Origin of the sequence: Mesorhizobium sp. CA16 (assembly GCF_020165175.1) — a bacterium.
GTDB lineage: Bacteria > Pseudomonadota > Alphaproteobacteria > Rhizobiales > Rhizobiaceae > Mesorhizobium.
On sequence record NZ_JAIUHP010000037.1, the window covers coordinates 1 to 20,041 of the forward strand.

Consider the following 20,041-nt stretch of genomic DNA (forward strand, 5'->3'; position numbering starts at 1 on the left):
AAGGACGACCAGGATTCATTCGGTCTCCTTCCCACTTCAACCATACACCAGAACCAACACACAGGATTCCAGGGTCTTCGCGACGGAGCTTCGCTCCTGCTCCGCCCTGGAATGACGATCGCGATGGGCATTTCGGCCAATCTCCAACGCATACCACTTGCCAACGCAAACAGAGCTGATCGGTCAATCTCTGTGCAGTGCCACTAGGCATTTGCTGCGGGTTTGTGGAAAGCCACCCCGGCGATCACCAGCGCAATGCCAAGGCAATCGGTGAGGCTTGGTACCTGGCGCAGCACGATGACGCCGATCAGCGTTGCGGTGAGCGGCAGGAGCGAGAGCATCAATGCGAAGCTCGCGCGCGGCAACCTCGCCATGGCGAGTTGGTCGCAGATGTAGGGGATGACCGAAGAGCAGATGCCGACGCCGATCGCGGCGCCGAGCAGCTGCTGCGACGCGAAGGCGGGCAGCGCCTCGCGAAAGCCGATGGGCAACACGATGAGGAAAGCGACCGCCATGGCGGCGCCGAGGCCGGCGATGCCGATGCCTGCCTGGGCGACGCGGTGACCGATCACGATGTAGCCGACGAAGAGGGCGCCGTTCAAAAAGGCCCAGGACAAGCCGACCGGATCGCTGGACCATTTCACGTCGATGAGAAGCAAGGTGCCGACCACGGCAACAGTGAGCGCGGCAAAGTTGCGCCGGCTGCGCATGCCGACCAGGGCGACCGCGATCGTGCCGACGAATTCGATCGCCGCAACCAGCGAGATCGGCAGCCGGTCGAGCGCCAGATAGAACGAGCAATTCATCACCGCCAGGCAGATGCCGAATGCGAGCAGCAGAAGTCGTTGAGCGCGATCGGCGCCGGCGAAAACGCGCCAGGGCCTGGTCAATGGGGCGAAGATGAGAGCGGCGGTGGCGATGCGCAGCCAGGCCATGCCGAGCACGCCGACCTGAGCGAAAAGCAGCACGGCGAAGGCCGGCCCGAGATAATGGAACACGGCGCTGACGCAGAACCAGACATGCGGCGGCAACGCGTTGGCCATTCCAGCAAGCATGGTGGGGCCGGCGAGAGCGGGGTGCGCATCGGCGGCGGCCCGGTTTGCAGCTGGAATTTGCGTTTGCGTTTTCATGTGAGCATTATCGCAGGCGAAACTCGTGGATTACATGTGTGATGAATGGCCTGATTGACGGTCTGCTTTCTGATGGAAGAGGTTTGGCTTGAAAAACCTTCGAAGTGAAAATGTCGATCTGGACGCGATCGATCTGAAGCTCCTGCGGTTCCTGGAAAAGGATGCGCGCATCAGCACGGCGGAACTGGCGCGCGCGGTCGGGCTGTCGGCGCCGAGCGTGGCGGAGCGCATCCGCAAGCTGCAGGATAACGGCGTGATCGAAGCCTATACGGTCAGGATCAATCCCGCCGCTCTCGGCATGAAGCTGTCGGCATGGCTCAGAATCCGGCCGGTGCCGGGACAGCTTTCCGTTGTGGCGGACATCATCCGCGAGCTGCCGGAAATCGCGCAATGCGATCGGGTAACCGGCGAGGACTGCTTCATCGCGCTCGCCCATGTCGGCTCGGTCAGCGAGCTCGAGCGGGTGATCGACCGAATTATTCCCTATGCGATGACCAACACCGCTATCATCCAGTCGTCACCGGTCAAGCCGCGCTCGCCGCTGGGCGGGTTCAAGCAGCCATGATTCGGCGGTTATGACTCGGCAGCTATGGCTGGTCAGGGAGGATGAGGCAGCGACGATGGATCAAGCGTGGCCGCGCTTCATGCGCGCCTGCTTCAGAATCATGCGCCAGCGGATCATGTCGAACGGGATGGGTTCGTTGTTGTTGGCGATGTGGAAGATCTCATTGTTGACGTTCTTCAGCGATCGCCAGAAATCATAGTCGGTGATGCGTGGATCGGCCGCCAACCGTTCCACTTCGACCTTGATGTCGGTTTTCATGCACTGTCCTCGCACCGCATTCCGCCAGCCGCCCCCGCGCAAACCCGGTACGGCGGTTTTCGAACGCGCCAGTGAGTCGTTCAACGGACTCAACCGACTTGTTCACGTTAAAGCCTTGGTAAGGTTAACGCGGGCGTCCGAGTTTTCAAGCGCCCTTGCGCTTGATGCCGATCGAGCGGCCGGCGCGCTCCGGCATCGGCAGGCCGGCATGGGCGATGCGCATGGCCTCGACCTGGGCCATCACATCGGCGGGGAAGGGAGCGACCTTCGGTCCTTCCATGTCGACATGCAGCGACAGCGATTCGGACGTCGCCGCCAGCCAGCCGTCGACGTGGCGGATTTCCTGATAAGCACGCAGCCGCTTCTCGTCATGATCGATCAGCTGGAACGAGACGTTGACCTTGTGGTCGAGGTGCAACTCCTGCACGTAGCAGACGTGAACTTCGGCCGTGTAGATGGTAAGGCGTCGCTCCTTGGCGTAGTTCGGCCCCATGCCCATCAGCTCGAACGCCTGGTCCGAGCAGCGGTCGAACAGCACGTTGTAATAGGCCATGTTGAGATGGCCGTTATAATCGATCCATTCCTTCTCGATGGCCATTGGGCCGGAAATGATCGGTGCGGGGATCGTCATTTTGGTTTCCTCGATGGTCGCTGCACAGGGCGGACGGACGGCTACGGTGAAGTCGCTGAGCTAATCGCTTGGCACTTTTCCTAGGATTGCTTTAGGCATCATTCATAGCTGCACTACAAGCGCGGCCGCTGGTCCATTCGCGGAGGAAATCATGGCTTTGAGCGACCTCAACCCCGTCGAACGCAATGAGGAAGGCATCGCCGCAGTGCTCGGCATTCTCAAGCAGCGCTTCGGCGAGCGCTTCCAGACCGGCGAGGCGATACGCGGCCAGCACGCGCACACCACCACCTACATTCCGACCCAGGCGCCGGACGGCGTGGCTTTCGTCGAAACGACCGCGGACGTGCAGGAGATCGTGCGCGCCTGCGCCGCACACCGCGTGCCGGTGATCGCCTTCGGCGTCGGCTCCTCGCTCGAGGGCCACACCAATGCGCCGGGTGGCGGCATTTCCATCGACACGTCGCGCATGAACCGGATCCTCGCCGTCAACCCGCAGGACCTTGACTGCACGGTCGAGCCCGGCGTGACGCGCGAGGACCTCAACCGGCACCTGCGCGACACCGGCCTGTTCTTCCCGATCGATCCTGGCGCCAATGCGTCGCTGGGCGGCATGGCGGCGACCAGGGCGTCCGGCACCAACGCGGTGCGCTACGGCACAATGCGCGAAAACGTGCTGTCGCTGACCGCCGTCATGGCCGACGGCGAGACGGTGACGACCGGCAAGCGGGCGAAGAAAAGCTCGGCCGGTTACGACCTGACGCGGCTTCTGGTCGGTTCGGAAGGCACGCTCGGCGTCATCACGTCGCTGACGCTGAGGCTCCAGGGCATTCCGCAGGCGATCTCCGGCGGCGTCTGCCCGTTTCCGAGCCTCGAGGCCGCCTGCAACACGGTGATCGCGACCATCCAGATGGGCATCCCGGTGGCGCGCATCGAACTGGTGAACGCGCTGCAGATGCGGGCGATGAAGAACTATTCCAAGCTCGACTATCCGGAGAGCCCGTGCCTGTTCGTCGAGTTCCATGGCAGCGACGCCGGCGTCGCCGAGCAGGCCGAAACGTTCGGCATGATCGCCGAGGAGCAGGGTGGCGGGCCGTTCCTATGGACCAGCGTCGCGGAAGAGCGGACAAAGCTCTGGAAGGCGCGGCACGACGCCTATTGGTCGTCGCTGACGCTGCGCCCCGGCGCCAAGGGGCTGTCGACCGACGTCTGCGTGCCGATCTCGCGGCTTGCCGAATGCGTCACGGAGACCGAGGCCGACATTGCCGAGATGGGGCTGATCGCGCCGATCGTCGGCCATGCCGGCGACGGCAATTTCCACGTGCTGGTGCTGATGGATGTCGACAATCCGCAAGAGATCGCGCTTGCCGAAAAATTCGTCGCCCGGCTCAACATGCGCGCCATCACCATGGAAGGCACCTGCACCGGCGAGCACGGCATCGGCCAGGGCAAGGTCGGCTTCCTGCGCCACGAGCTCGGCCATGGCGTCGAGATCATGCGCACGATCAAGCAGGCGCTCGATCCGCTCAACATCATGAATCCCGGCAAGATCCTGCCCGCGGCGGGCTGATCCGCCGGCCGGCGGCTATCCTCCCACGCCTTCGGCGAGCTTCTGCAGCATCGGCCGCGTCGGCGCGAAGAAGGTCGTGCCGGTATGCGCGGCCAATGACGTGACCGGAAGGGCAAGGATCGGCAAAAGAGATATCCTGACCGCGAGCCGTCGGGCAACTGGAGAGGTAACGGCCGCCGCGCGTTGAATTGCCTCTTTATCGACACGCGGATGCGGGTAGAGTGCGGCTGACTTTCAACCCGGGAAACAGATGCTCGCCCGCCTGTTCGTGATCTTCGGTGGCCTGTTCGTGCTGGTGCTGTGCGCGGCGCTGGTGGTGCCGTATTTCATCGATTGGACGGGTTACCGGGGCGATTTCGAGCGCGAGGCGAGCGCCGTCCTCGGCCGCAAGGTGACGGTGAAGGGCGACGCGACAGCGCGGCTGTTGCCGTTTCCGTCGGTGACCTTCTCGAATGTCGAGGTCGCGGGCGGGCCGGAAGGCCAGCCGGCGATGACGGTCGAGACCTTCTCCATGGATGCGGAGCTCGCGCCGTTCCTGCGCGGCGAGGTGCTGATCTTCGACATGCGGCTGGTGCACCCGAAAGCCGTCATCAATATCGCCGGTGACGGCACCGTCGACTGGACGCTCCGGCCCTCGGCTCCCTTCGATCCGGGCCAGATCGCGATCGAGAAGCTGTCGGTGAGCGAAGGGGAGATCGAACTGCGCCATGCCGCCGGCGGGCGCAGCCACCTGATCTCGGAGATCAACATGACGATTTCGGCCAAGGCGCTCACCGGCCCGTGGCGCATGGACGGAACGCTGCGCTTCGACGGCCTGCGGGCCGACGTCTCGGCTTCCACCGGCAAGGTGGAGCCGGACGGCCAGATGCTGCTCCGGCTGAAAGCGGATCCCGATGCCTATCCGCTGATCATCGAAGCCGACGGCAATGCCGGCATCGTCAAGGGCGCCGCGGTCTATTCCGGCCAGTTCAAGATTTCGGGCGACGACAGGAATTCGGCCGAGCTGCGCGGCAACGAGGGCGAGCCGGTCAAGGTCAGCACCGGCAAACCCGACCCGGGCTTCCGGCTGAACGGCAAGTTCGCGCTCGACCACCAGAAGCTCGATGTCGACGAGTTCCGCTTCGAGACCGGGCCGCTCGACAATCCCTATACCGCCGACGGCAAGGCATCGGTCGATCTCGGCCTGAAGCCGCATTTCTCGGTCGAGGCCAGCGGGGCGCAGGTGCAGTTCGACGAGGCCGTCGGCGGGGCCACCGGCGCCGGCTTCACGCTCGACCAGCGCATTGCGGCGTTCGAGCGGACGCTGCAGCACATGCCAAAGCCGACCATACCGGGCAAGGTCGAGGTCAGGCTGCCGGCGGTGGTGGCGGGCGACACGACGGTGCGCGACGTGCGGCTGTCGGCAGAGCCGGCCGAAGGGGGTTGGTCGGTCAAGTCGCTTGCCGCGACGCTGCCGGGCCGCACAACGCTCGAAGCCGACGGCATGTTGAGCATCGAAGATCATTTCGGCTTCACCGGCTCGTTGCTGCTGGCCGTCGGACAGCCTTCCGGCTTTGCCGCCTGGCTGTCGAAGGATGTCGACGAGGCGATCCGTCGGCTCCCGGCGGCAGGCTTCAAGGCCAAGGTCGATCTCAGCGAGAACCGGCAGTCGTTCAGCGATCTCGAACTCATCCTCGGCAAGGCGAAATTTTCGGGCAGCATCGATTCCAGCCAGCCGGACGGCGCCAGGCCATCGGTGCTGATGCGGCTGACGGGCGGCAAGATGGATTTGGACGGGCTCGCGGCCTTCGCCTCGATCTTCATCAGCGACAAGGGCGCCAACCGCTTTTCGGATCGCGATCTCGATTTCCAGATCAAGGCGGGTCCGGTCAGCGCCGGCGGGTTCAGCGCCGATAGTGTCGACACGGCGCTGCGGCTGCGCGAGGGCCTGCTCGAGATCGACCGGCTCTCGATCGGCGGCCTGGCCGGCGCCTCGATCAGCGCCACGGGCCGGATCAAGGATTTCCCGCAGAGCCCGACCGGCAAGCTCAACGCTTCCGCGGTGGCGGTGGATCTCAAGCCGCTGATCGACGTCGCGGCCCAGCATTATCCCGACAATCCCATGCTCAAAGGCCTGGCCAGCCGTGCGGCGGCCTATCCCGAACTGTTCCAGGACGCGCGCATCGATCTCTTGACCAGCGCCGCCGACAATGGCGACGGCACCACGGGCCTGGCGCTCTCGGCCCAAGGCAAGGCCGGCGGTTCGGCCTTTTCGGCTTCGCTTTCCGGCAAGGGAACCGCGGACAAGCTCTCCGAGGCGCCGGTATCGATCACCTTCAACGCCCGCAACGACAATGCCGCCACGCTGCTTGCGCTTTACGGCCTGCCGGCGCTGCCGCTCGGGATGCTCGGCCATGCCAACACCGAGGTCTCGGCGAAGGGCTCGGTCGCCGGCGGTCTCGCGACCAGCTTCAATCTGACGGCCGACGACTTCAGGGCAAGCTTCGACGGAACCGTCGCCGAGACGGCGCAAGGCCCCACTGCAAAAGGCAAGGTCAATCTTAGTGCCGCCGATATCGAGCCGTGGCTGATGACGACGGGGGTAGGCCTGCCCGGCATGGGAACGGGGACGTCGACGTCGCTGGCGGCCGATGCCGATTTCGGCAATGGGCTTCTGGTGCTGAGCGGCCTCACCGGTTCGATCAACAAGGCGGCGGTGTCCGGCGACGTCAACATCGACGCCAAGGATGGTCTGCCGCATCTTGCCGGGGCGCTGGCGCTCGACGAGCTCGACCTCGATCCGCTGACGGTCTCGCTGTTCGGCGACCAGTCTTTCGCTGCCGCCAAGGGCGGCTGGCCGACGACGCCGTTCAGCCAGAAGTCGACCTTGCCGTTCAACGCAGACCTCGATCTCAACACATCGGCGCTCGCCGTCGGGTCCTTCGCCAGGGCGCGTGACGCTTCATTCTCGCTGAAGCTCGATCGCGAAGGCATCCACGTCTCGGACCTCAAGGCGAAGCTTTACGGCGGCGATTTGACCGGCCTGTTCGACCTGAAGAACACGGAGGGCACCGGCCTGTTCTCCGGCCAAATGAGGCTTGCCGGCAGCGATCTTTCCGCAGTCCTGCCAGGCGCCGGCATCGGCGGCAGGGGCGATCTTTCGGCGGCGTTGTCGACCAGCGGCAAATCCGTCGATGCCATGATTGCGGCCCTGTCCGGATCCGGCACCGCGGCGCTGAAGGGATTGAAGGTGGACGGCATCAATCCGGACGGCTTCGGCGCCATCATCGCCAAGGCCGATGCGATCGGACGCGATATCGACACGGCCAAGACCGCGGAGTTCGCGCCGCAGATCGCAAGCGACGGCAGCTTTGCCGCCGGTGACACCGATGTGGCCTTCACCGTCGCCAACGGCACGTTGCGCGTGCCGCCGATCAGCCTCGACAATCCCGGCGCGACCTTGTCCGCCGACGTGACCGCCGATCTCAACACAAGCACCGTCACGGCAAAGGGGACGCTGACCTATCGTCCCGGCGAGGAGGCACTGGTCGGTTCCGAGCCGGCCGTCAATTTCAGCCTGGCCGGCCCGCTTGGGGCGACCGCGCCCCAATTCGACAGCGGCCCTCTAGCACAGTTCCTGACGCAGCGCGCTCTGGAGAAGGAACAGCAGCGGGTCGAGGCGATGCAGGCGGCGCTGTTGGAGAAGCAGCGCCTGCGGCGCGAGGTACGCTATTACGCGGCGCTGCAAACGGAGCGCGACAGGGCGGCCGAGGAGTTGCGCCGGCAAGAGGAAGAGGCGCGGCAGAAGGCCGAGGCGGAAGCCAAGGCAAAAGCCGAGGCTGAAGCGCAGGCACAAGCGGAGGCCGAGGCAAAAGCCAAGGCGGATGAAGAGGCCAGGGCCAAGGCGGAAGCCGACGCCAGGGCTCAGGCCGAAGCCGACGCCAAGGCGAAGGCCGACGCACAGGCGAAGGCCGAGACCGAGCAGCGGGCCGTGGATGAGGCGGCCAAGGCGCAGGCCGAAGCCGATCGCAAGAAGGCGGAGCAGGAGAAGCTGGAGGCGGAGCGCAAGGCGGCCGAGCCGAAGACCGATCGGTCGCTGCCCGGTGTCAATGACGGTTCGGCGCCGGCGCCGGCAAAGCCGAAGGCCAACCCGTTCACGATCGACAATCTGTTGAAATCGCTCGACGGCGGCTGAGCTTCACGCCGCGCGTAGCGAAATCAGCCACCGCGCCTAGGATTCTTCCTGGCGGGAGAGCAGGCGCCGCAGCATCGGCTCGATGCGCGAAAGCTCGTCGAGATGCGCGGCCGACAAGTCGGCCAGGCGATCGTCGGCCAAAGGGGTGAGCTGCAGCAGCACGCGCCGGTGATCGCTCTTGTCCTGATCGCGTATGACCAGGCCGGCCTCGGCGAGGCGGTTCACCAGTTCCACCGCGCTGTGGTGGCGAATGCGCAGCCGCTCGGCAAGGTCGCCCACCGCCACCGGTCCGCCGCCTGGAAATCCTTTGATCGCTAGCAGCGCCTGGTGCTGGCGCGGCGTGAGGCCCGCCTCGTTGGCCTGGACCTGGCTGAATTCGAGAAAGCGGCGGATCAGATAACGGAACTGCGACAGCCGCTGGTAGTCGGCCTGGCTGATGGCGGGGCGTTGTTTCGGCGGCGTCATTTCCCGACTTATGGTCTTTTCGTGCAAAAGCTCAACTGGCCGTCGCGATCCCTGTCCAAAATGACGCGGCGTAGCGATTGAAAACAGCCTTGCAGATTTATATCGTGTTACGATATGAGGCCACCTGAAACCGGGCGGTCTACGTGCCGTCAGAAAGTTCAGGCTCCCAAAATGAAATCCGCTCGTGCCGGCAACGGCCATCTTCGCGACTTCACGACCGATCCGCGCGTGCTGATTATTGCAGTCATCGCCGTAGTGGTGGCGACCGCCGGGCTTTTTGCCGGCATCGTGCTCCTGCAGCTCATCCGGCTTGCCACCAACATCGCCTATTTCGGCCAGTTCTCGCTGGCCGAGCTAAGGCTCGAGGACACCCCGCTTGGGCTCGCCGCGGTGATCGTGCCGGTGATCGGCGCGCTGATCATCGGCTTGATGGCGCGCTTCGGCAGCGAGAAGATCCGCGGCCACGGCATTCCCGAAGCCATCGAGGCAATCCTGCTCGGACGCTCGCGGCTCGACGCCAAGGTCGCGGTGCTGAAGCCGCTATCGTCGGCGATCTCGATCGGCTCGGGCGGACCGTTCGGCGCCGAAGGCCCGATCATCATGACCGGCGGCGCCATCGGCTCGCTGATCGCGCAGATGCTGCCGGTCAGCGACAATGAGCGCAAGACGCTGCTGGTGGCGGGTGCCGCGGCCGGCATGACGACGGTGTTCGGCACGCCCATCGCCGCCATCATGCTTGCCGTCGAACTGCTCCTGTTCGAATGGACGCCGCGCAGCTTCATCCCGGTTGCGGTGGCGGCAATCGTTGCGGAAGTCGAACGCAGCCTGCTTCACCTGCCGAGCCCGATCTTTCCGTTCTCTGGCAGCATGGATTCATCGATCGCCGGGCTGTGCGGCTGGGTGCTGATCGGCATTGCCGCCGGACTTCTTTCGGGACTGCTGACGCAACTGGTCTATGCCTGCGAGGACGCCTTCCTGAAGCTGCCGATACACTGGATGTGGTGGCCGATGATCGGCGGCTTGGTGGTCGGCATCGGCGGACTTATCGAACCGCACGCGCTTGGCGTCGGCTACGACAACATCGCCAACATGCTCGACGGCCGCACCGTCGCCACCGCCGCGCTGCTGCTGCTGGTGGTGAAGGCCGTCATCTGGTCGGTTGCGCTGGGGTCTGGGACCTCGGGAGGCGTGCTGGCGCCACTGCTCATCATGGGCGGCGCGATGGGCGCGGTGCTTTCGGGTATCCTGCCCGAGGCAAGCCCCGGCTTCTGGCCGCTGCTGGCGATGGCGGCGACGATGGGCGGCACCATGCGCGCGCCGCTGACCGCGACCTTCTTTGCCACCGAGCTTACCGGCAACACGCATGTGCTGGTGCCGCTGATTGCCGCTTGCGCCACCGCGCATGCGGTCACCGTGCTGTTGATGAAGCGCTCGATCCTGACCGAGAAAGTGGCGCGGCGCGGGCATCACCTCGTGCGAGAATACCGCGTCGATCCTTTCGCCCTGACCAGGGTCAAGGAAGTGATGACCACCAAGGTCGAGAGCGTGCCGGGAACGATGACGCTACATGGCGCGGCAACCTTCCTGACGGCGCCGGATACTCGGCATCCGAGCTTCCCGGTCATCGATGAAGCGGGGCATGTGCTCGGCGTCATCGATCCGCCGGCGATCCTGCGCTGGCGCCGTAACGGCAAGCACCGCAAGGCGACGCTCGGCGAGTTGCTGGCCGGCAGCAAGATCACGCTGGCCTATCCGGACGAATATCTCGAAGCGCTTTCCGACAAGCTTTTGCTCGCCAATGTCTCGCATCTGCCGGTCGTCTCACGCGAGGATGAACGGCTCGTCGGCTATATCGGCTGGAAAGACATGATGCGGGTAAGGTCGAAAAAGCAGGCGGAGGAGCGCGACCGCACGGCATTGCTGAGCTTCGGCGCGAAGCGCAAGGCGCAACAAAACGTCGGCGATAGCGCGGTCTAGGACGCGGCGCCGCCGCGTTTTGCCCAGGCCAGCACGTAAAGCCTCAGCGCCGATGACAGGTTCGCGTCGCGGGTCCGAGTCTCGTCGATCTCCGCGACCAAGGCCGCGAGCGACAGCGAGCGCTCGGCGGCGATGGCGATGAGGTCGTCATAGAAGGGCTGTTCCAGGGAAAAGCTGGTGCGGTGACCGCGGATCGTTACCGAACGTTTCTCGACCGCGGCCATTGCAGGACTCAGCGCTCGCCAGGGTCGTCGGGTTTTTCCCGGCGATGGCCGGCCACGAATTTCTCGGCCTTCTGCGATGTCAGCCTGTCAAGCTCGCGCTCTGACTTCGAGCGGCCATGCAGCGCCCGGTTCTCGCCGGCCCGGCGTTCCTTCTCGGTGCGCGCTTTCTGCTTGCGGGCCTGGCGGAGATTGACGACCTCGCCCATGGCGCCGGGCTACTTCTTGCGGAAGGCGTCGAGCGAAACGACGTCGGCGCCCTTGGCGCCGGTCTCGGCGACCGCCTGCTTCTTTTCGGCCTCGGCGGCCTTCTTCTTGTTTTCCGCCTTCTTCTCGGGAACGACGGCGACCGGTTCGGGGGCCGGAGCCGCGGCCTCGTCTTCGGCGCTTTCCGTCTTGACGTCGAATTCGAGCTCGAAATTGACCGACGGATCGTAGAAGCCGCGCACGGCGGAGAAGGGGATTTCGAGCTTTTCCGGCACGTCGGAGAAGGAAAGCCCGACCTCGAAGCCGGCATCCGTCACCTTGAGGTCCCAGTACTGGAACTGGATGACGATGGTCATCTGCTCCGGATAGCGCTCGCGCAGCCTCGACGAAATGCGCACGCCCGGCGCGCCGGTCAGGAAGGTGATGAAGAAATGATGATTTCCCGGAAGGCCGGTGCGCGCGACCTCGGCCAGGACCTTGCGCATGACACCGCGCAGAGCCTCCTGGGCCAGAATGTCGTAGCGGATGTGGTCGTCGGCCATCTGATGGTCGGGTTCCGTTGAATCGTCCGCATAGCTGTAATCAAGCTTGAGCGCGGCGTAAACCGCATATAGGCGCAAAGCCGTGAGGCCAAGAGGGGTGCCGGCGATTTGATGGCTCAGGCGTGAGCGAGCGCAGCCTGCTTGGCGGCTGGCGATTTCCTTCTGGCGAAGGCGCCGAGAAAGGTCCGCACGCCGTTCGTGGCCGAGCGTAGCACCTCTTCCTCGGTGGGCACGCCGCCCAGCATGAAAGTGATCTGAAGCTCGGCGTTGACGAGGGCGAAGAACTGACGCGCCGCGACATCGGGGTCGCCGATCGACAGGTGGCCGGCGAAGGCAAGCCGGGCAAAGCGCGCGGCAAGCGCCGACCAGGTACGGCCCGGGCCTTGCTCGCGCCATTCGGCAAACAGTTCCGGATAACGCTCGCCTTCGGCCTGGATCAGCTTGCGCAGGAAACGGCCGTCGCGGTTGCAGATGCAGTTGCGGTTCATGCGCACGGCGAAGGCGATCAGGTCGGCTTCCAGGTCCGTGGGCTGATCGGGAAAGCTGGCGATGGTGGCGAAGATGCCGGCATTGCAGCGCTCCGTCAGGTCGCGTACGACCGCGACGAACAGCTTTTCCTTGTCGCCATGGTGGTTGTAGACGGTCTGCCGTGAAACGCCGGCCTCGGCCGCGATCAGGTCGATATTGGCGCCAGCATAGCCTTCGCGGCAGAAAACGGAAGCGGCGGCGTCGACCACCGACACGCGCTTGGCCTCGTGGCTGCGTGGCGGGAAAGTGTCAGGAGAAACGCCGTGCTTCATGAAAAATCTATATAGCGGTGATTGACGAATTGGACAAGCCTGTCTAAATTTGTGGACACAATAAAGGAAGCCCGCACGGAAGGGGCGAAGAAATTCGCCCTTGGACGTAGGATTTCCGCGGGATGGAACGTCCTGGGTTCAGACGCCGGCATTTTGCGGCGGCAACCAGATCCGAAAGAGCCTTATCATGAGTTCCAAATTCCTCCGCATTGCGGTCGTGCTCGGCTTGTTGTCCGCGATCGGCCCATTTGCGATCGATATGTATCTTCCCGCGCTGCCTTCGATCGGCCAGGACCTGCATGCCGGCACCGCCGCCGTGCAGATGAGCCTTCTGATCTTTTTCCTGTCGATGGGTTTCGGGCAGATCGTCGTCGGGCCGATCTCCGACATGGTCGGCCGCAAGGCGCCGCTTTATGCCGGCCTAGCGCTGTTCATGGTCGGCGGCGTCGGCTCGGCGATGGCGCCGACCATCGAGTCGCTGATCGCCTTCCGCTTTCTGCAAGGGCTTGGCGCCAGCGCCGGCATGGCGGTGCCGCGCGCCATCGTGCGCGACCTGCACACCGGCAACGAGGCCGCCAAGCTGATGTCGCTTCTGATGCTGGTTTTCTCGGTGTCGCCGATCCTGGCGCCGCTGACCGGCAGCCAGATCATCGAGAGCTTCGGCTGGCGCGCCGTGTTCTGGACGGTGACGGGCGCGGCCGCTTTGGCCACCATCCTGCTTGCCACCTCGCTCAAGGAGACGCGGCCCGTCGAAGAGCGCGCCGGCTCATCCTTCGGCACGGCGCTTGCCGGCTACCGCTACCTGATGGGCGACCGCAACTTCCTTGGCCTCGTGGCGATCGCCGGCTTCGGCATTGCGAGCTTCTTCGTCTATCTGTCGAGCTCGTCCTTCATCCTGATCGACCATTACGGCCTGTCGCCGTCGGTCTACAGCGTCTTCTTCTCGATCAACGCGGTCGCCTTCATCGGCATGTCGCAGCTGACCGGGTTGCTGGCCGACCGCTTCGGGTTGAAGCGCGTCGTCTGGGTGGCGGTCACCGGCTATGCCACGGTAATGGTGGCGCTGTTCGCGATCATGGCGTCCGGCGTCGACCGGCTCGACGTGATGGCCGCGCTGCTTTTTGTCGGCTACGGTTTCCTTGGCCTCGTCATCCCCACCACCTCGGTGCTGGCGATGGAAGAGCATGGCGAGATCGCCGGCACGGCCTCGGCGCTGATGGGCACGCTGCACTTCGCCATCGGCGCGCTGGCGATGGGCGTCGCCGGCATCTTTTTCGACGGCACACCGTTGCCGATGGTGGCCGGCATCGCGCTGTGCGCCGTGATCTCCTTCACTCTGGCCAAGCTGACGCTCGGCCGCGCGCGCGAAGCGGTCGAAGCGCCGGCGGAGTAGGACAGCCGTTGAGAAGATAGAAAAGGCCGGGTCGATCCCGGCCTTTTTCATGTTCCTGGCGAAGCTGTTTGATCGAGGACGAAGCGCACCCGTTCATCGACCGCAGCAAGGGGCAACGGCACCAGGTCGTAGCCGAGCTCCGCATAGGCGCCGGTCACCGAACGGAATGTGCGCTCGGCTTCGTCGAGCGTTTGCCGGCGCTCCTCGTCCTGAGTGAAAATCTCCGGCCATGGCGGGGCGACGAAGACGCGGCGCGCGTAGCGGAATTTTTCAGCCGCGCTCGTGATGTGGTCCGGCACCCGCAGGCCGCAGAGCCTGAGATAGCCGATCGTGTCGGGCGCGCCGCGGTCGAAGAACACCCGGCCGGGTTCGTTATGTGCGGCGTGCCAGGAGCGCAGCTCCCAGGACAGCATCAGCTCGGCAAAGAGCGAGCGCTCCCGCCAGGGAAGGGCAGGGCCGCCGATGGCCATCTGGTCGCGGATGATGCCGCGCCCGGCTTCGGGCGGGTCGCGAAGCCTTGGGCCCGCAGCGCCTCGATCAGCGTGGTCTCGCCGAGCCGGGGCCGCCGGTCAGCACGAAAAATCGATCGGTATCGTCTTGCATCGCCTGTCCATGGATGATGGGCGGCAAGGCTGTGCCCGCGCATCAGGCGCCGGACGAGCCTTGGCCGTTCGGTTGGTTGGAGAAGCAAAGAGGGGAAAGGTGGAGGTTTCTGTTGCCAGGTACCTCCGAACCCCGCCTAGAAGTGCGAACCCCTAGGGCTTGATTTGAAGCGTTCGCGCCGCATTAAGCAGCGAGACGAGCTTCCGCATAGTTGTCGTTGGCAACTATAAGTTTAGCCCGATAACGGTGGTACAATGCCGGGCAAAAGTACGATCTTTACACCTTCGTCGATCCTATTTCGCCCCCAGCAAAAGCCGCTCCGTCAGCCAGAGCGGTTTTTGGTGGAGGCGCCGGGTACCGCCCCCGGGTCCGAACGGCTTATTTCATCGCCTGTTTATCGCCATAGTCGGTCAAGCCGACGAACCGTATATAGGGAGCGGCGAAGGAAAAATAAAGGCCAAAACCGGCGCTTAACCGGTTGTGCCAAACGGCAGCCAGGGTTGACTTGCGCGCCTACTCAATCAAATCTCGCTGTCGGTGAGGAGTCTCTGACCTAGCGCACAGGTTGCGCGGCGCGCCACAACCCTCATCGACCGGATCCGTGGCGCCGACGAGGGGAAGTTTGATGGCCGACTATCTTGCGGATGTGAAGAAATATGATGCCGGCGCCAGCGCCGACGCGGTCGATAAGATCGTCAAGCATCTGGGCATTGCGCTCAGGAACCGCGATTCCTCGCTGGTGTCCTGCACCGACCCGAAGGAACTCGATCGCGTGCGGGAGAACTGGATCGGCAAGAAGCTCGGCATCGCCGATGCCGCAAAGGCGAATGCCTCGATCGAGAAGACCTGCAAGGCGATGCAGGCCGACAACACCAAGAGCCGCGTGACCTTCTATTATCTGGTTGCGAAGGACCTCGGCAAACTCGGGTCTCTATAGGACCTTTGATAATTCTACTCTGGCGGCCGACTAGCGCGGTTTTCTGCGCTTCCGGCCTTCGCCAGCCGAAGCCCTCATAAGCGTCTCCGCTCTATGAAGGCTACGGCCGGCGTAGGCCCGTTCTCGAAAACCACGCTATTCGACTCGCCAGAGCGAATTCTGAAAAGGTCTTGCTGCCTCGCGTAGGGGAGGATCTCAGACAGATGTGGCGCCGGCGCGCACATTCGCTATGATTATATGTCATTCGAATCGAGGCAGAGCCGATGCGCCAATATCTCGACCTGTTGAAGCATGTGCTGGAGACCGGTGCCGACCGTGGCGACCGTACCGGGACAGGCACGCGCTCGGTGTTCGGCTACCAGATGCGCTTCGACCTTTCGCGCGGCTTTCCGGTTACGACCACCAAGAAGTTGCATCTGAAGTCGATCATCCACGAGCTGCTGTGGTTTCTGGCCGGCGACACCAACATCAAATATCTCAATGATCATGGGGTCACCATCTGGGACGAATGGGCCGACGAGAACGGCGATCTCGGGCCGGTCTATGGCAAGCAATGGCGCTCATGGCCGGACGGGCGTGGCGGCGAGATCGACCAGATTGCTAATCTTTTGAAGGAGATACGCCGGAATCCCAACTCGCGCCGGCTGATCGTCTCGGCCTGGAACCCGGCCGAAGTCGAGGCGATGGCGCTGCCGCCCTGCCACTGCCTGTTCCAGTTCTATGTTTCGGAAGGCCGGCTCTCGTGCCAGCTTTACCAGCGCTCTGGCGATATTTTCCTCGGCGTGCCGTTCAACATCGCCTCCTATGCCTTGCTCACCCTCATGGTGGCGCAGGTCACCGGGCTGAAGCCCGGCGACTTCGTCCACACGCTGGGCGACGCGCATCTTTATTCGAACCATTTCGAGCAGGCGCGCGAGCAGCTGCGGCGCACGCCCAAGGCCTTGCCGACGATGTGGATCAATCCGGAGGTGAAGGACCTCTTCGCCTTCCGCTTCGAGGATTTCCGCCTCGAGAATTATTTCGCGGACGCGAATATCAAGGCGCCTATCGCGGTATGAGCCAGCTTCGGCTCAATCGATGCCGACCATGAGGTCCGAGGCCTTGATCGCCGCATAGGCCTGCTTGCCCTTCTCGAGCGCGAGGTCGGCGACCGCTTGGTGATTGACGCGGTGACTGACGCGTCGCCGCCGATGTCGATCCGACATGCGAAGCGGTGGCTTCCCTTGACGGTCTCGGTCACCTTGCCCTTGAGGTGTTGCAGGCGCTGATCTTCATGCGTCTCTCCTTGAGCTTCGCCCCTTCCGTTTTGCATTCACCGTAGGCTGAGATCGCGCCGGCGCACAATGCCGCGACAGGTGAAAAGCCTTCCCTTGTTATGTTCATACGGATATATCGGTCCAAGGCCTTTGGCGGCACGGATTTGAAACCAGGGAGAGACTTCATGACGGGCAAGGGTTTCGGGTTGAAGACGATCGCCATTGGCGGTCTGGCGGCAATGCTGATGACGGCGGTGCCGGCGGCCCATGCCGACGACAAGGTCGTCGTGTTTGCCGCGGCCAGCCTCAAGGAAGCGCTCGACGCGGTCAACAAGGCCTGCGAGCCGGAAGTCGGCGAAGCAGCGACCATTTCCTACGCGGCGAGCTCGGCGCTCGCCAAGCAGATCGAAGGCGGCGCGCCGGCCGATATCTTCGTCTCGGCCGACCTCGACTGGATGAAATATCTCTCCGACAAGAAGCTGACCAAGCCTGATACCGAAGTGAAGCTGCTCGGCAACCAGATCGTGCTGGTGGCGCCGAAGGATTCCGCGGTCGAGACCAAGGTCGAGAAGGGCTTCGACCTCGCCAAGCTGATCGGCGACGGCAGGCTTGCCATGGGCGATTTCAAGGCCGTGCCGGCCGGCAAATACGGCAAGGCGGCACTGGAATCGCTGGGCGTCTGGTCGTCGGTCGAGGGCAAGATCGCGCAGGCCGAGAATGTGCGTGCAGCTCTCAAGCTGGTGTCGACGGGCGAGGCGGCTCTGGGCATCGTCTACGCCACCGACGCGCATGCCGAAAAGGGCGTCAAGGTCGTCGGCACCTTCCCGGAAGATTCGCATCCGCCGATCATCTACCCGATTGCCCGGACCGCCGATTCGAAGGACAAGGATGCGGCGGCCTTCCTGAAATGCGTCGAGTCGGCCAAGGCCGCCGACCTGTTCAAGGAGCAGGGCTTCACGGTCCTCGCACCGAGCAACTGAGAAAGACCGCGCAAACACAATCATGAACTGGCTGCTGGACCTCACTCCCGACGAATGGAATGCGGTGCGGCTGTCGATCAAGGTGGCGACGGTGGCGATGATCGCCAGCTTGCCGCCAGGCGTCCTGATCGCGCTCCTGCTCGCGCGGGGGCGTTTCTGGGGCAAGACGCTGCTCAACGGGCTGGTGCATCTGCCTCTGATCCTGCCGCCGGTGGTGACCGGCTATCTGCTCTTGCTCGCCTTCGGCCGGCGCGGCCCGGCCGGCGCCTTCCTTGCCGAGCATTTCGGCATCGTCTTCTCGTTCCGCTGGACAGGCGCGGCACTGGCCTGCGGGGTCATGGGCTTTCCGCTGATGGTGCGGGCTATCCGGCTCTCGATCGAGGCTGTCGACCGCAGAATCGAAGCGGCGGCCGGCACGCTTGGCGCCAATCCGCTCTGGGTGTTCGCCACCATCACGTTGCCGCTGATCCTGCCCGGCCTGATCGCGGGAGCGATCCTTTCCTTCGCCAAGGCGATGGGCGAATTCGGCGCCACCATCACCTTCGTCTCCAACATCCCTAACGAAACGCAGACGCTGCCCTCGGCGATCTACACCTTCACACAGGTGCCGGGTGGCGATGAAGGCGCGCTCAGGCTGACGCTGATCTCGATCGTCATCTCGATGGTCGCGCTCATCGCCTCGGAAGTGCTGGCGCGGCGCGTCGGCCGGCGGATGGACATCGAATGACGCTCTCGGCCGACATCAGCCATCGCCTCGGCGATTTCGCCGTGGAAGCCCGTTTCGAGAGCTCCGGCCGGCTGACGGCGCTGTTCGGGCCGTCCGGCTCGGGCAAATCGACGCTGATCAACCTGATCGCCGGCCTGATCCGTCCGGACAAGGGGCGTATCTTGGTCGACGGCAATGTGCTGGCCGACACCGCCGCGCGCATCTTCGTGCCCATGCACAAGCGGCGCATCGGTATGGTGTTCCAGGATGCGCGGCTGTTCCCGCATATGAGCGTCGCCGGCAATCTGCGCTACGGTCGCTGGTTCACGCCGTCTTCCGAGCGCTACGCCAAGATGGATGCGGTGGTCGACCTGCTCGGCATCGGTCACCTGCTCGATCGGCGGCCGGCGAAACTGTCGGGCGGCGAAAGGCAGCGCGTCGCGATCGGCCGCGCGCTGCTTGCCAGCCCGAGACTGCTTCTGATGGACGAACCGCTCGCCTCGCTCGACGAAGCGCGCAAGGCCGAGATCCTGCCTTACATCGAACGGCTGCGGGACGAGACGAAGATCCCGATCGTCTATGTCAGCCATTCCGTCGCCGAGGTGGCGCGGCTGGCGAGCGACGTCGTGGTGCTTTCGCACGGCAAGGTCGCGGCCGCGGGGCCGACCGAGGCGATCATGCGGCGGCTCGACCTGTTGCCGGCGGAGGAGCGCGGCGAGGGCGGTGCGGTGCTCGACACCAAGGTGCTGCGTCACGACGAGATCTTTGGCATGACGGTGCTTGCCTCGCAGGCCGGCGAAATCCGCGTGCCGAAACTGGCACGGGCGGCGGGCGCTCCGGTGCGCATTCGCATCCGGGCCCGCGACGTGATGGTCGCTACCGAGAAACCCGCCGGCCTCAGCGCGCTCAATATCCTGTCGGGAACGATCGTCGGCATGAAGCCGGGCGAGGGGCCCGAGGTCGAAATCGGCATCGATTGCCATGGCGCGGTTGTGATCGCGCGGATCACCGAGCAATCGCGGCAGGCGCTTGGCCTCAAGCTGGGAAGCCAGGTCTTCGCGGTCATCAAGACGGTGAGCTTCGATCGCGCAAACACTGGCGCCGGCCTGCCGGCCGAAGCCGACGTTTGAGGATCTCGATGATGTCGCTATGTATATTTGGAATAGCGCTTCCTTCCCATAGGGACTATTGTCGTGCCGTGGAATCCGAGGATATGAAATGCCGTCGCTCAGCCTGCGGATAAACCTCGACCCCGACGGCCGGATCGGCCCGGGCAAGGTCGAACTGCTGGAGCAGATCGCCGCCTTCGGTTCGATCTCGGCCGCGGCGCGCGGCATGGAGATGTCTTACAAGCATGCCTGGGACCTGGTCGAGGACATGAACCGCGTGTTCGGCAAGCCGCTGGTCGCGGCGCAGACCGGCGGCCGCAAAGGCGGCGGCGCGCAACTGACATCGGCGGGTTTGGCGGTCGTCAGCCGGTTTCGCGCCATAGAGCGCGCCGCTTCATCGGCCGCCGCCGTCCATATGCAGGCTCTGCAGGCGGAGATCGATGCTGGAGTAGGGGAGTAGGGGAGTAGGGGAGTAAGGCAATAGGGAGCGCACATCGTATGCGCAGGCGGCCAGGCCGTC

Annotated in this window: 21 protein-coding genes and 1 other RNA gene; 11 read left to right on the forward strand and 11 right to left on the reverse strand. The window is 64.3% G+C overall.

Annotated elements, in window-relative coordinates:
- Positions 1–203 precede the first annotated feature (203 nt).
- A complete protein-coding gene (locus tag LB525_RS28125) occupies positions 204–1,130 on the reverse strand; it encodes an EamA family transporter (RefSeq protein WP_411965466.1) in 927 nt (308 codons plus the stop codon).
- An 88-nt stretch (positions 1,131–1,218) separates the two neighbouring features.
- On the opposite strand from LB525_RS28125, the gene LB525_RS28130 reads away from it, so the two are divergent.
- Positions 1,219–1,695 (forward strand): Lrp/AsnC family transcriptional regulator, encoded by a 477-nt coding sequence (locus LB525_RS28130; protein ID WP_224549736.1) that lies wholly within the window; start codon positions 1,219–1,221, stop codon positions 1,693–1,695.
- Positions 1,696–1,755: 60 nt separating this feature from the next.
- On the opposite strand, the gene LB525_RS28135 is transcribed toward LB525_RS28130, so the two are convergent.
- Both LB525_RS28135 and LB525_RS28140 read right to left on the reverse strand, forming a co-directional pair.
- Positions 1,756–1,953 carry a hypothetical protein gene (locus tag LB525_RS28135; RefSeq protein ID WP_140839787.1) on the reverse strand — a complete coding sequence of 66 codons (198 nt, stop codon included), beginning with the start codon at positions 1,951–1,953 and terminating at the stop codon, positions 1,756–1,758.
- A 145-nt stretch (positions 1,954–2,098) separates the two neighbouring features.
- Positions 2,099–2,584, reverse strand: coding sequence for a thioesterase family protein (locus tag LB525_RS28140; protein ID WP_224549738.1), 486 nt, complete (start codon positions 2,582–2,584; stop codon positions 2,099–2,101).
- 151 nt (positions 2,585–2,735) lie between these two features.
- Here LB525_RS28140 and LB525_RS28145 point away from each other — a divergent pair, with 151 nt between their 5' ends.
- Positions 2,736–4,151, forward strand: coding sequence for an FAD-binding oxidoreductase (locus LB525_RS28145; RefSeq protein ID WP_224549749.1), 1,416 nt, complete (start codon positions 2,736–2,738; stop codon positions 4,149–4,151).
- A gap of 250 nt (positions 4,152–4,401) precedes the next feature.
- The gene (locus LB525_RS28150) at positions 4,402–8,325 is read left to right on the forward strand and encodes an AsmA family protein (RefSeq protein WP_224549761.1); all 3,924 of its coding nucleotides are present in this window, start codon (positions 4,402–4,404) and stop codon (positions 8,323–8,325) included.
- Between the two features lie 36 nt (positions 8,326–8,361).
- Here the strand turns inward: LB525_RS28150 and LB525_RS28155 are convergent, their stop codons facing one another.
- Positions 8,362–8,790, reverse strand: coding sequence for a MarR family winged helix-turn-helix transcriptional regulator (locus tag LB525_RS28155; protein ID WP_224549771.1), 429 nt, complete (start codon positions 8,788–8,790; stop codon positions 8,362–8,364).
- A 171-nt stretch (positions 8,791–8,961) separates the two neighbouring features.
- On the opposite strand from LB525_RS28155, the gene LB525_RS28160 reads away from it, so the two are divergent.
- Positions 8,962–10,767 (forward strand): chloride channel protein, encoded by a 1,806-nt coding sequence (locus LB525_RS28160; RefSeq protein WP_224549773.1) that lies wholly within the window; start codon positions 8,962–8,964, stop codon positions 10,765–10,767.
- Here LB525_RS28160 and LB525_RS28165 read toward each other — a convergent pair.
- The 4 genes from LB525_RS28165 to LB525_RS28180 all read right to left on the reverse strand — a co-directional run bounded on the left by LB525_RS28165 (position 10,764) and on the right by LB525_RS28180 (position 12,537).
- The gene (locus LB525_RS28165; RefSeq protein ID WP_140727872.1) at positions 10,764–10,991 is read right to left on the reverse strand and encodes a ribbon-helix-helix domain-containing protein; all 228 of its coding nucleotides are present in this window, start codon (positions 10,989–10,991) and stop codon (positions 10,764–10,766) included. The genes LB525_RS28160 and LB525_RS28165 overlap by 4 nt on opposite strands.
- Positions 10,992–10,999: 8 nt before the next feature.
- Positions 11,000–11,197, reverse strand: a complete 198-nt coding sequence (locus LB525_RS28170; protein ID WP_224549775.1) for a DUF4169 family protein — start codon at positions 11,195–11,197, stop codon at positions 11,000–11,002.
- Positions 11,198–11,206: 9 nt separating this feature from the next.
- The gene (locus tag LB525_RS28175; RefSeq protein ID WP_095765528.1) at positions 11,207–11,737 is read right to left on the reverse strand and encodes an SspB family protein; all 531 of its coding nucleotides are present in this window, start codon (positions 11,735–11,737) and stop codon (positions 11,207–11,209) included.
- 116 nt (positions 11,738–11,853) lie between these two features.
- Positions 11,854–12,537, reverse strand: coding sequence for a TetR/AcrR family transcriptional regulator (locus LB525_RS28180; protein WP_095764764.1), 684 nt, complete (start codon positions 12,535–12,537; stop codon positions 11,854–11,856).
- A gap of 187 nt (positions 12,538–12,724) precedes the next feature.
- Between LB525_RS28180 and LB525_RS28185 the strand changes: the two genes are divergently transcribed.
- Entirely contained in the window at positions 12,725–13,930 is a 1,206-nt protein-coding gene (locus tag LB525_RS28185) for a multidrug effflux MFS transporter (RefSeq protein WP_224549777.1), read from the forward strand.
- 47 nt (positions 13,931–13,977) lie between these two features.
- On the opposite strand, the gene LB525_RS28190 is transcribed toward LB525_RS28185, so the two are convergent.
- Positions 13,978–14,400, reverse strand: a complete 423-nt coding sequence (locus tag LB525_RS28190; RefSeq protein WP_318012425.1) for an AAA family ATPase — start codon at positions 14,398–14,400, stop codon at positions 13,978–13,980.
- A 231-nt stretch (positions 14,401–14,631) separates the two neighbouring features.
- Positions 14,632–14,992, reverse strand: a transfer-messenger RNA (tmRNA) gene (gene ssrA / locus LB525_RS28195).
- Positions 14,993–15,158: 166 nt separating this feature from the next.
- On the opposite strand from ssrA, the gene LB525_RS28200 reads away from it, so the two are divergent.
- Together LB525_RS28200 and LB525_RS28205 are read left to right on the forward strand one after the other, a co-directional pair.
- Positions 15,159–15,470 carry a DUF2853 family protein gene (locus LB525_RS28200; RefSeq protein ID WP_042644091.1) on the forward strand — a complete coding sequence of 104 codons (312 nt, stop codon included), beginning with the start codon at positions 15,159–15,161 and terminating at the stop codon, positions 15,468–15,470.
- Between the two features lie 263 nt (positions 15,471–15,733).
- Positions 15,734–16,528 carry a thymidylate synthase gene (locus LB525_RS28205; protein ID WP_224549779.1) on the forward strand — a complete coding sequence of 265 codons (795 nt, stop codon included), beginning with the start codon at positions 15,734–15,736 and terminating at the stop codon, positions 16,526–16,528.
- A gap of 12 nt (positions 16,529–16,540) precedes the next feature.
- Here LB525_RS28205 and LB525_RS28210 read toward each other — a convergent pair whose 3' ends face one another.
- A complete protein-coding gene (locus LB525_RS28210) occupies positions 16,541–16,675 on the reverse strand; it encodes a hypothetical protein (protein ID WP_411971057.1) in 135 nt (44 codons plus the stop codon).
- A gap of 236 nt (positions 16,676–16,911) precedes the next feature.
- Here LB525_RS28210 and modA point away from each other — a divergent pair, with 236 nt between their 5' ends.
- From modA to LB525_RS28230, 4 genes are all read left to right on the forward strand, one after another.
- Positions 16,912–17,706, forward strand: coding sequence for a molybdate ABC transporter substrate-binding protein (gene modA, locus LB525_RS28215; RefSeq protein ID WP_224549781.1), 795 nt, complete (start codon positions 16,912–16,914; stop codon positions 17,704–17,706).
- A gap of 22 nt (positions 17,707–17,728) precedes the next feature.
- Entirely contained in the window at positions 17,729–18,433 is a 705-nt protein-coding gene (gene modB, locus LB525_RS28220) for a molybdate ABC transporter permease subunit (RefSeq protein ID WP_224549783.1), read from the forward strand.
- A complete protein-coding gene (gene modC, locus LB525_RS28225; RefSeq protein ID WP_224549785.1) occupies positions 18,430–19,542 on the forward strand; it encodes a molybdenum ABC transporter ATP-binding protein in 1,113 nt (370 codons plus the stop codon). The genes modB and modC overlap by 4 nt, the downstream gene beginning before the upstream one ends.
- A gap of 88 nt (positions 19,543–19,630) precedes the next feature.
- On the forward strand, positions 19,631–19,981 hold the full coding sequence (locus tag LB525_RS28230; RefSeq protein WP_224549787.1) for a winged helix-turn-helix domain-containing protein: 351 nt from the start codon (positions 19,631–19,633) through the stop codon (positions 19,979–19,981).
- Positions 19,982–20,041 lie beyond the last annotated feature (60 nt).

Bases quoted from the DNA above. Each gene is read 5' to 3' on its own strand.
- LB525_RS28135 (WP_140839787.1), bottom strand. From the start codon at position 1,953: ATGAAAACCGACATCAAGGTCGAAGTGGAACGGTTGGCGGCCGATCCA.
- LB525_RS28190 (WP_318012425.1), bottom strand. From the start codon at position 14,400: ATGGCCATCGGCGGCCCTGCCCTTCCCTGGCGGGAGCGCTCGCTCTTT.
- modB (WP_224549783.1), top strand. From the start codon at position 17,729: ATGAACTGGCTGCTGGACCTCACTCCCGACGAATGGAATGCGGTGCGG.
- LB525_RS28165 (WP_140727872.1), bottom strand. From the start codon at position 10,991: ATGGCCGCGGTCGAGAAACGTTCGGTAACGATCCGCGGTCACCGCACC.
- LB525_RS28145 (WP_224549749.1), top strand. From the start codon at position 2,736: ATGGCTTTGAGCGACCTCAACCCCGTCGAACGCAATGAGGAAGGCATC.
- LB525_RS28140 (WP_224549738.1), bottom strand. From the start codon at position 2,584: ATGACGATCCCCGCACCGATCATTTCCGGCCCAATGGCCATCGAGAAG.
- LB525_RS28185 (WP_224549777.1), top strand. From the start codon at position 12,725: ATGAGTTCCAAATTCCTCCGCATTGCGGTCGTGCTCGGCTTGTTGTCC.
- LB525_RS28170 (WP_224549775.1), bottom strand. From the start codon at position 11,197: ATGGGCGAGGTCGTCAATCTCCGCCAGGCCCGCAAGCAGAAAGCGCGC.
- LB525_RS28205 (WP_224549779.1), top strand. From the start codon at position 15,734: ATGCGCCAATATCTCGACCTGTTGAAGCATGTGCTGGAGACCGGTGCC.
- LB525_RS28175 (WP_095765528.1), bottom strand. From the start codon at position 11,737: ATGGCCGACGACCACATCCGCTACGACATTCTGGCCCAGGAGGCTCTG.
- LB525_RS28150 (WP_224549761.1), top strand. From the start codon at position 4,402: ATGCTCGCCCGCCTGTTCGTGATCTTCGGTGGCCTGTTCGTGCTGGTG.
- LB525_RS28125 (WP_411965466.1), bottom strand. From the start codon at position 1,130: ATGAAAACGCAAACGCAAATTCCAGCTGCAAACCGGGCCGCCGCCGAT.
- LB525_RS28155 (WP_224549771.1), bottom strand. From the start codon at position 8,790: ATGACGCCGCCGAAACAACGCCCCGCCATCAGCCAGGCCGACTACCAG.
- LB525_RS28180 (WP_095764764.1), bottom strand. From the start codon at position 12,537: ATGAAGCACGGCGTTTCTCCTGACACTTTCCCGCCACGCAGCCACGAG.
- modC (WP_224549785.1), top strand. From the start codon at position 18,430: ATGACGCTCTCGGCCGACATCAGCCATCGCCTCGGCGATTTCGCCGTG.
- LB525_RS28160 (WP_224549773.1), top strand. From the start codon at position 8,962: ATGAAATCCGCTCGTGCCGGCAACGGCCATCTTCGCGACTTCACGACC.
- LB525_RS28210 (WP_411971057.1), bottom strand. From the start codon at position 16,675: ATGTCGGATCGACATCGGCGGCGACGCGTCAGTCACCGCGTCAATCAC.
- modA (WP_224549781.1), top strand. From the start codon at position 16,912: ATGACGGGCAAGGGTTTCGGGTTGAAGACGATCGCCATTGGCGGTCTG.
- LB525_RS28230 (WP_224549787.1), top strand. From the start codon at position 19,631: ATGCCGTCGCTCAGCCTGCGGATAAACCTCGACCCCGACGGCCGGATC.
- LB525_RS28200 (WP_042644091.1), top strand. From the start codon at position 15,159: ATGGCCGACTATCTTGCGGATGTGAAGAAATATGATGCCGGCGCCAGC.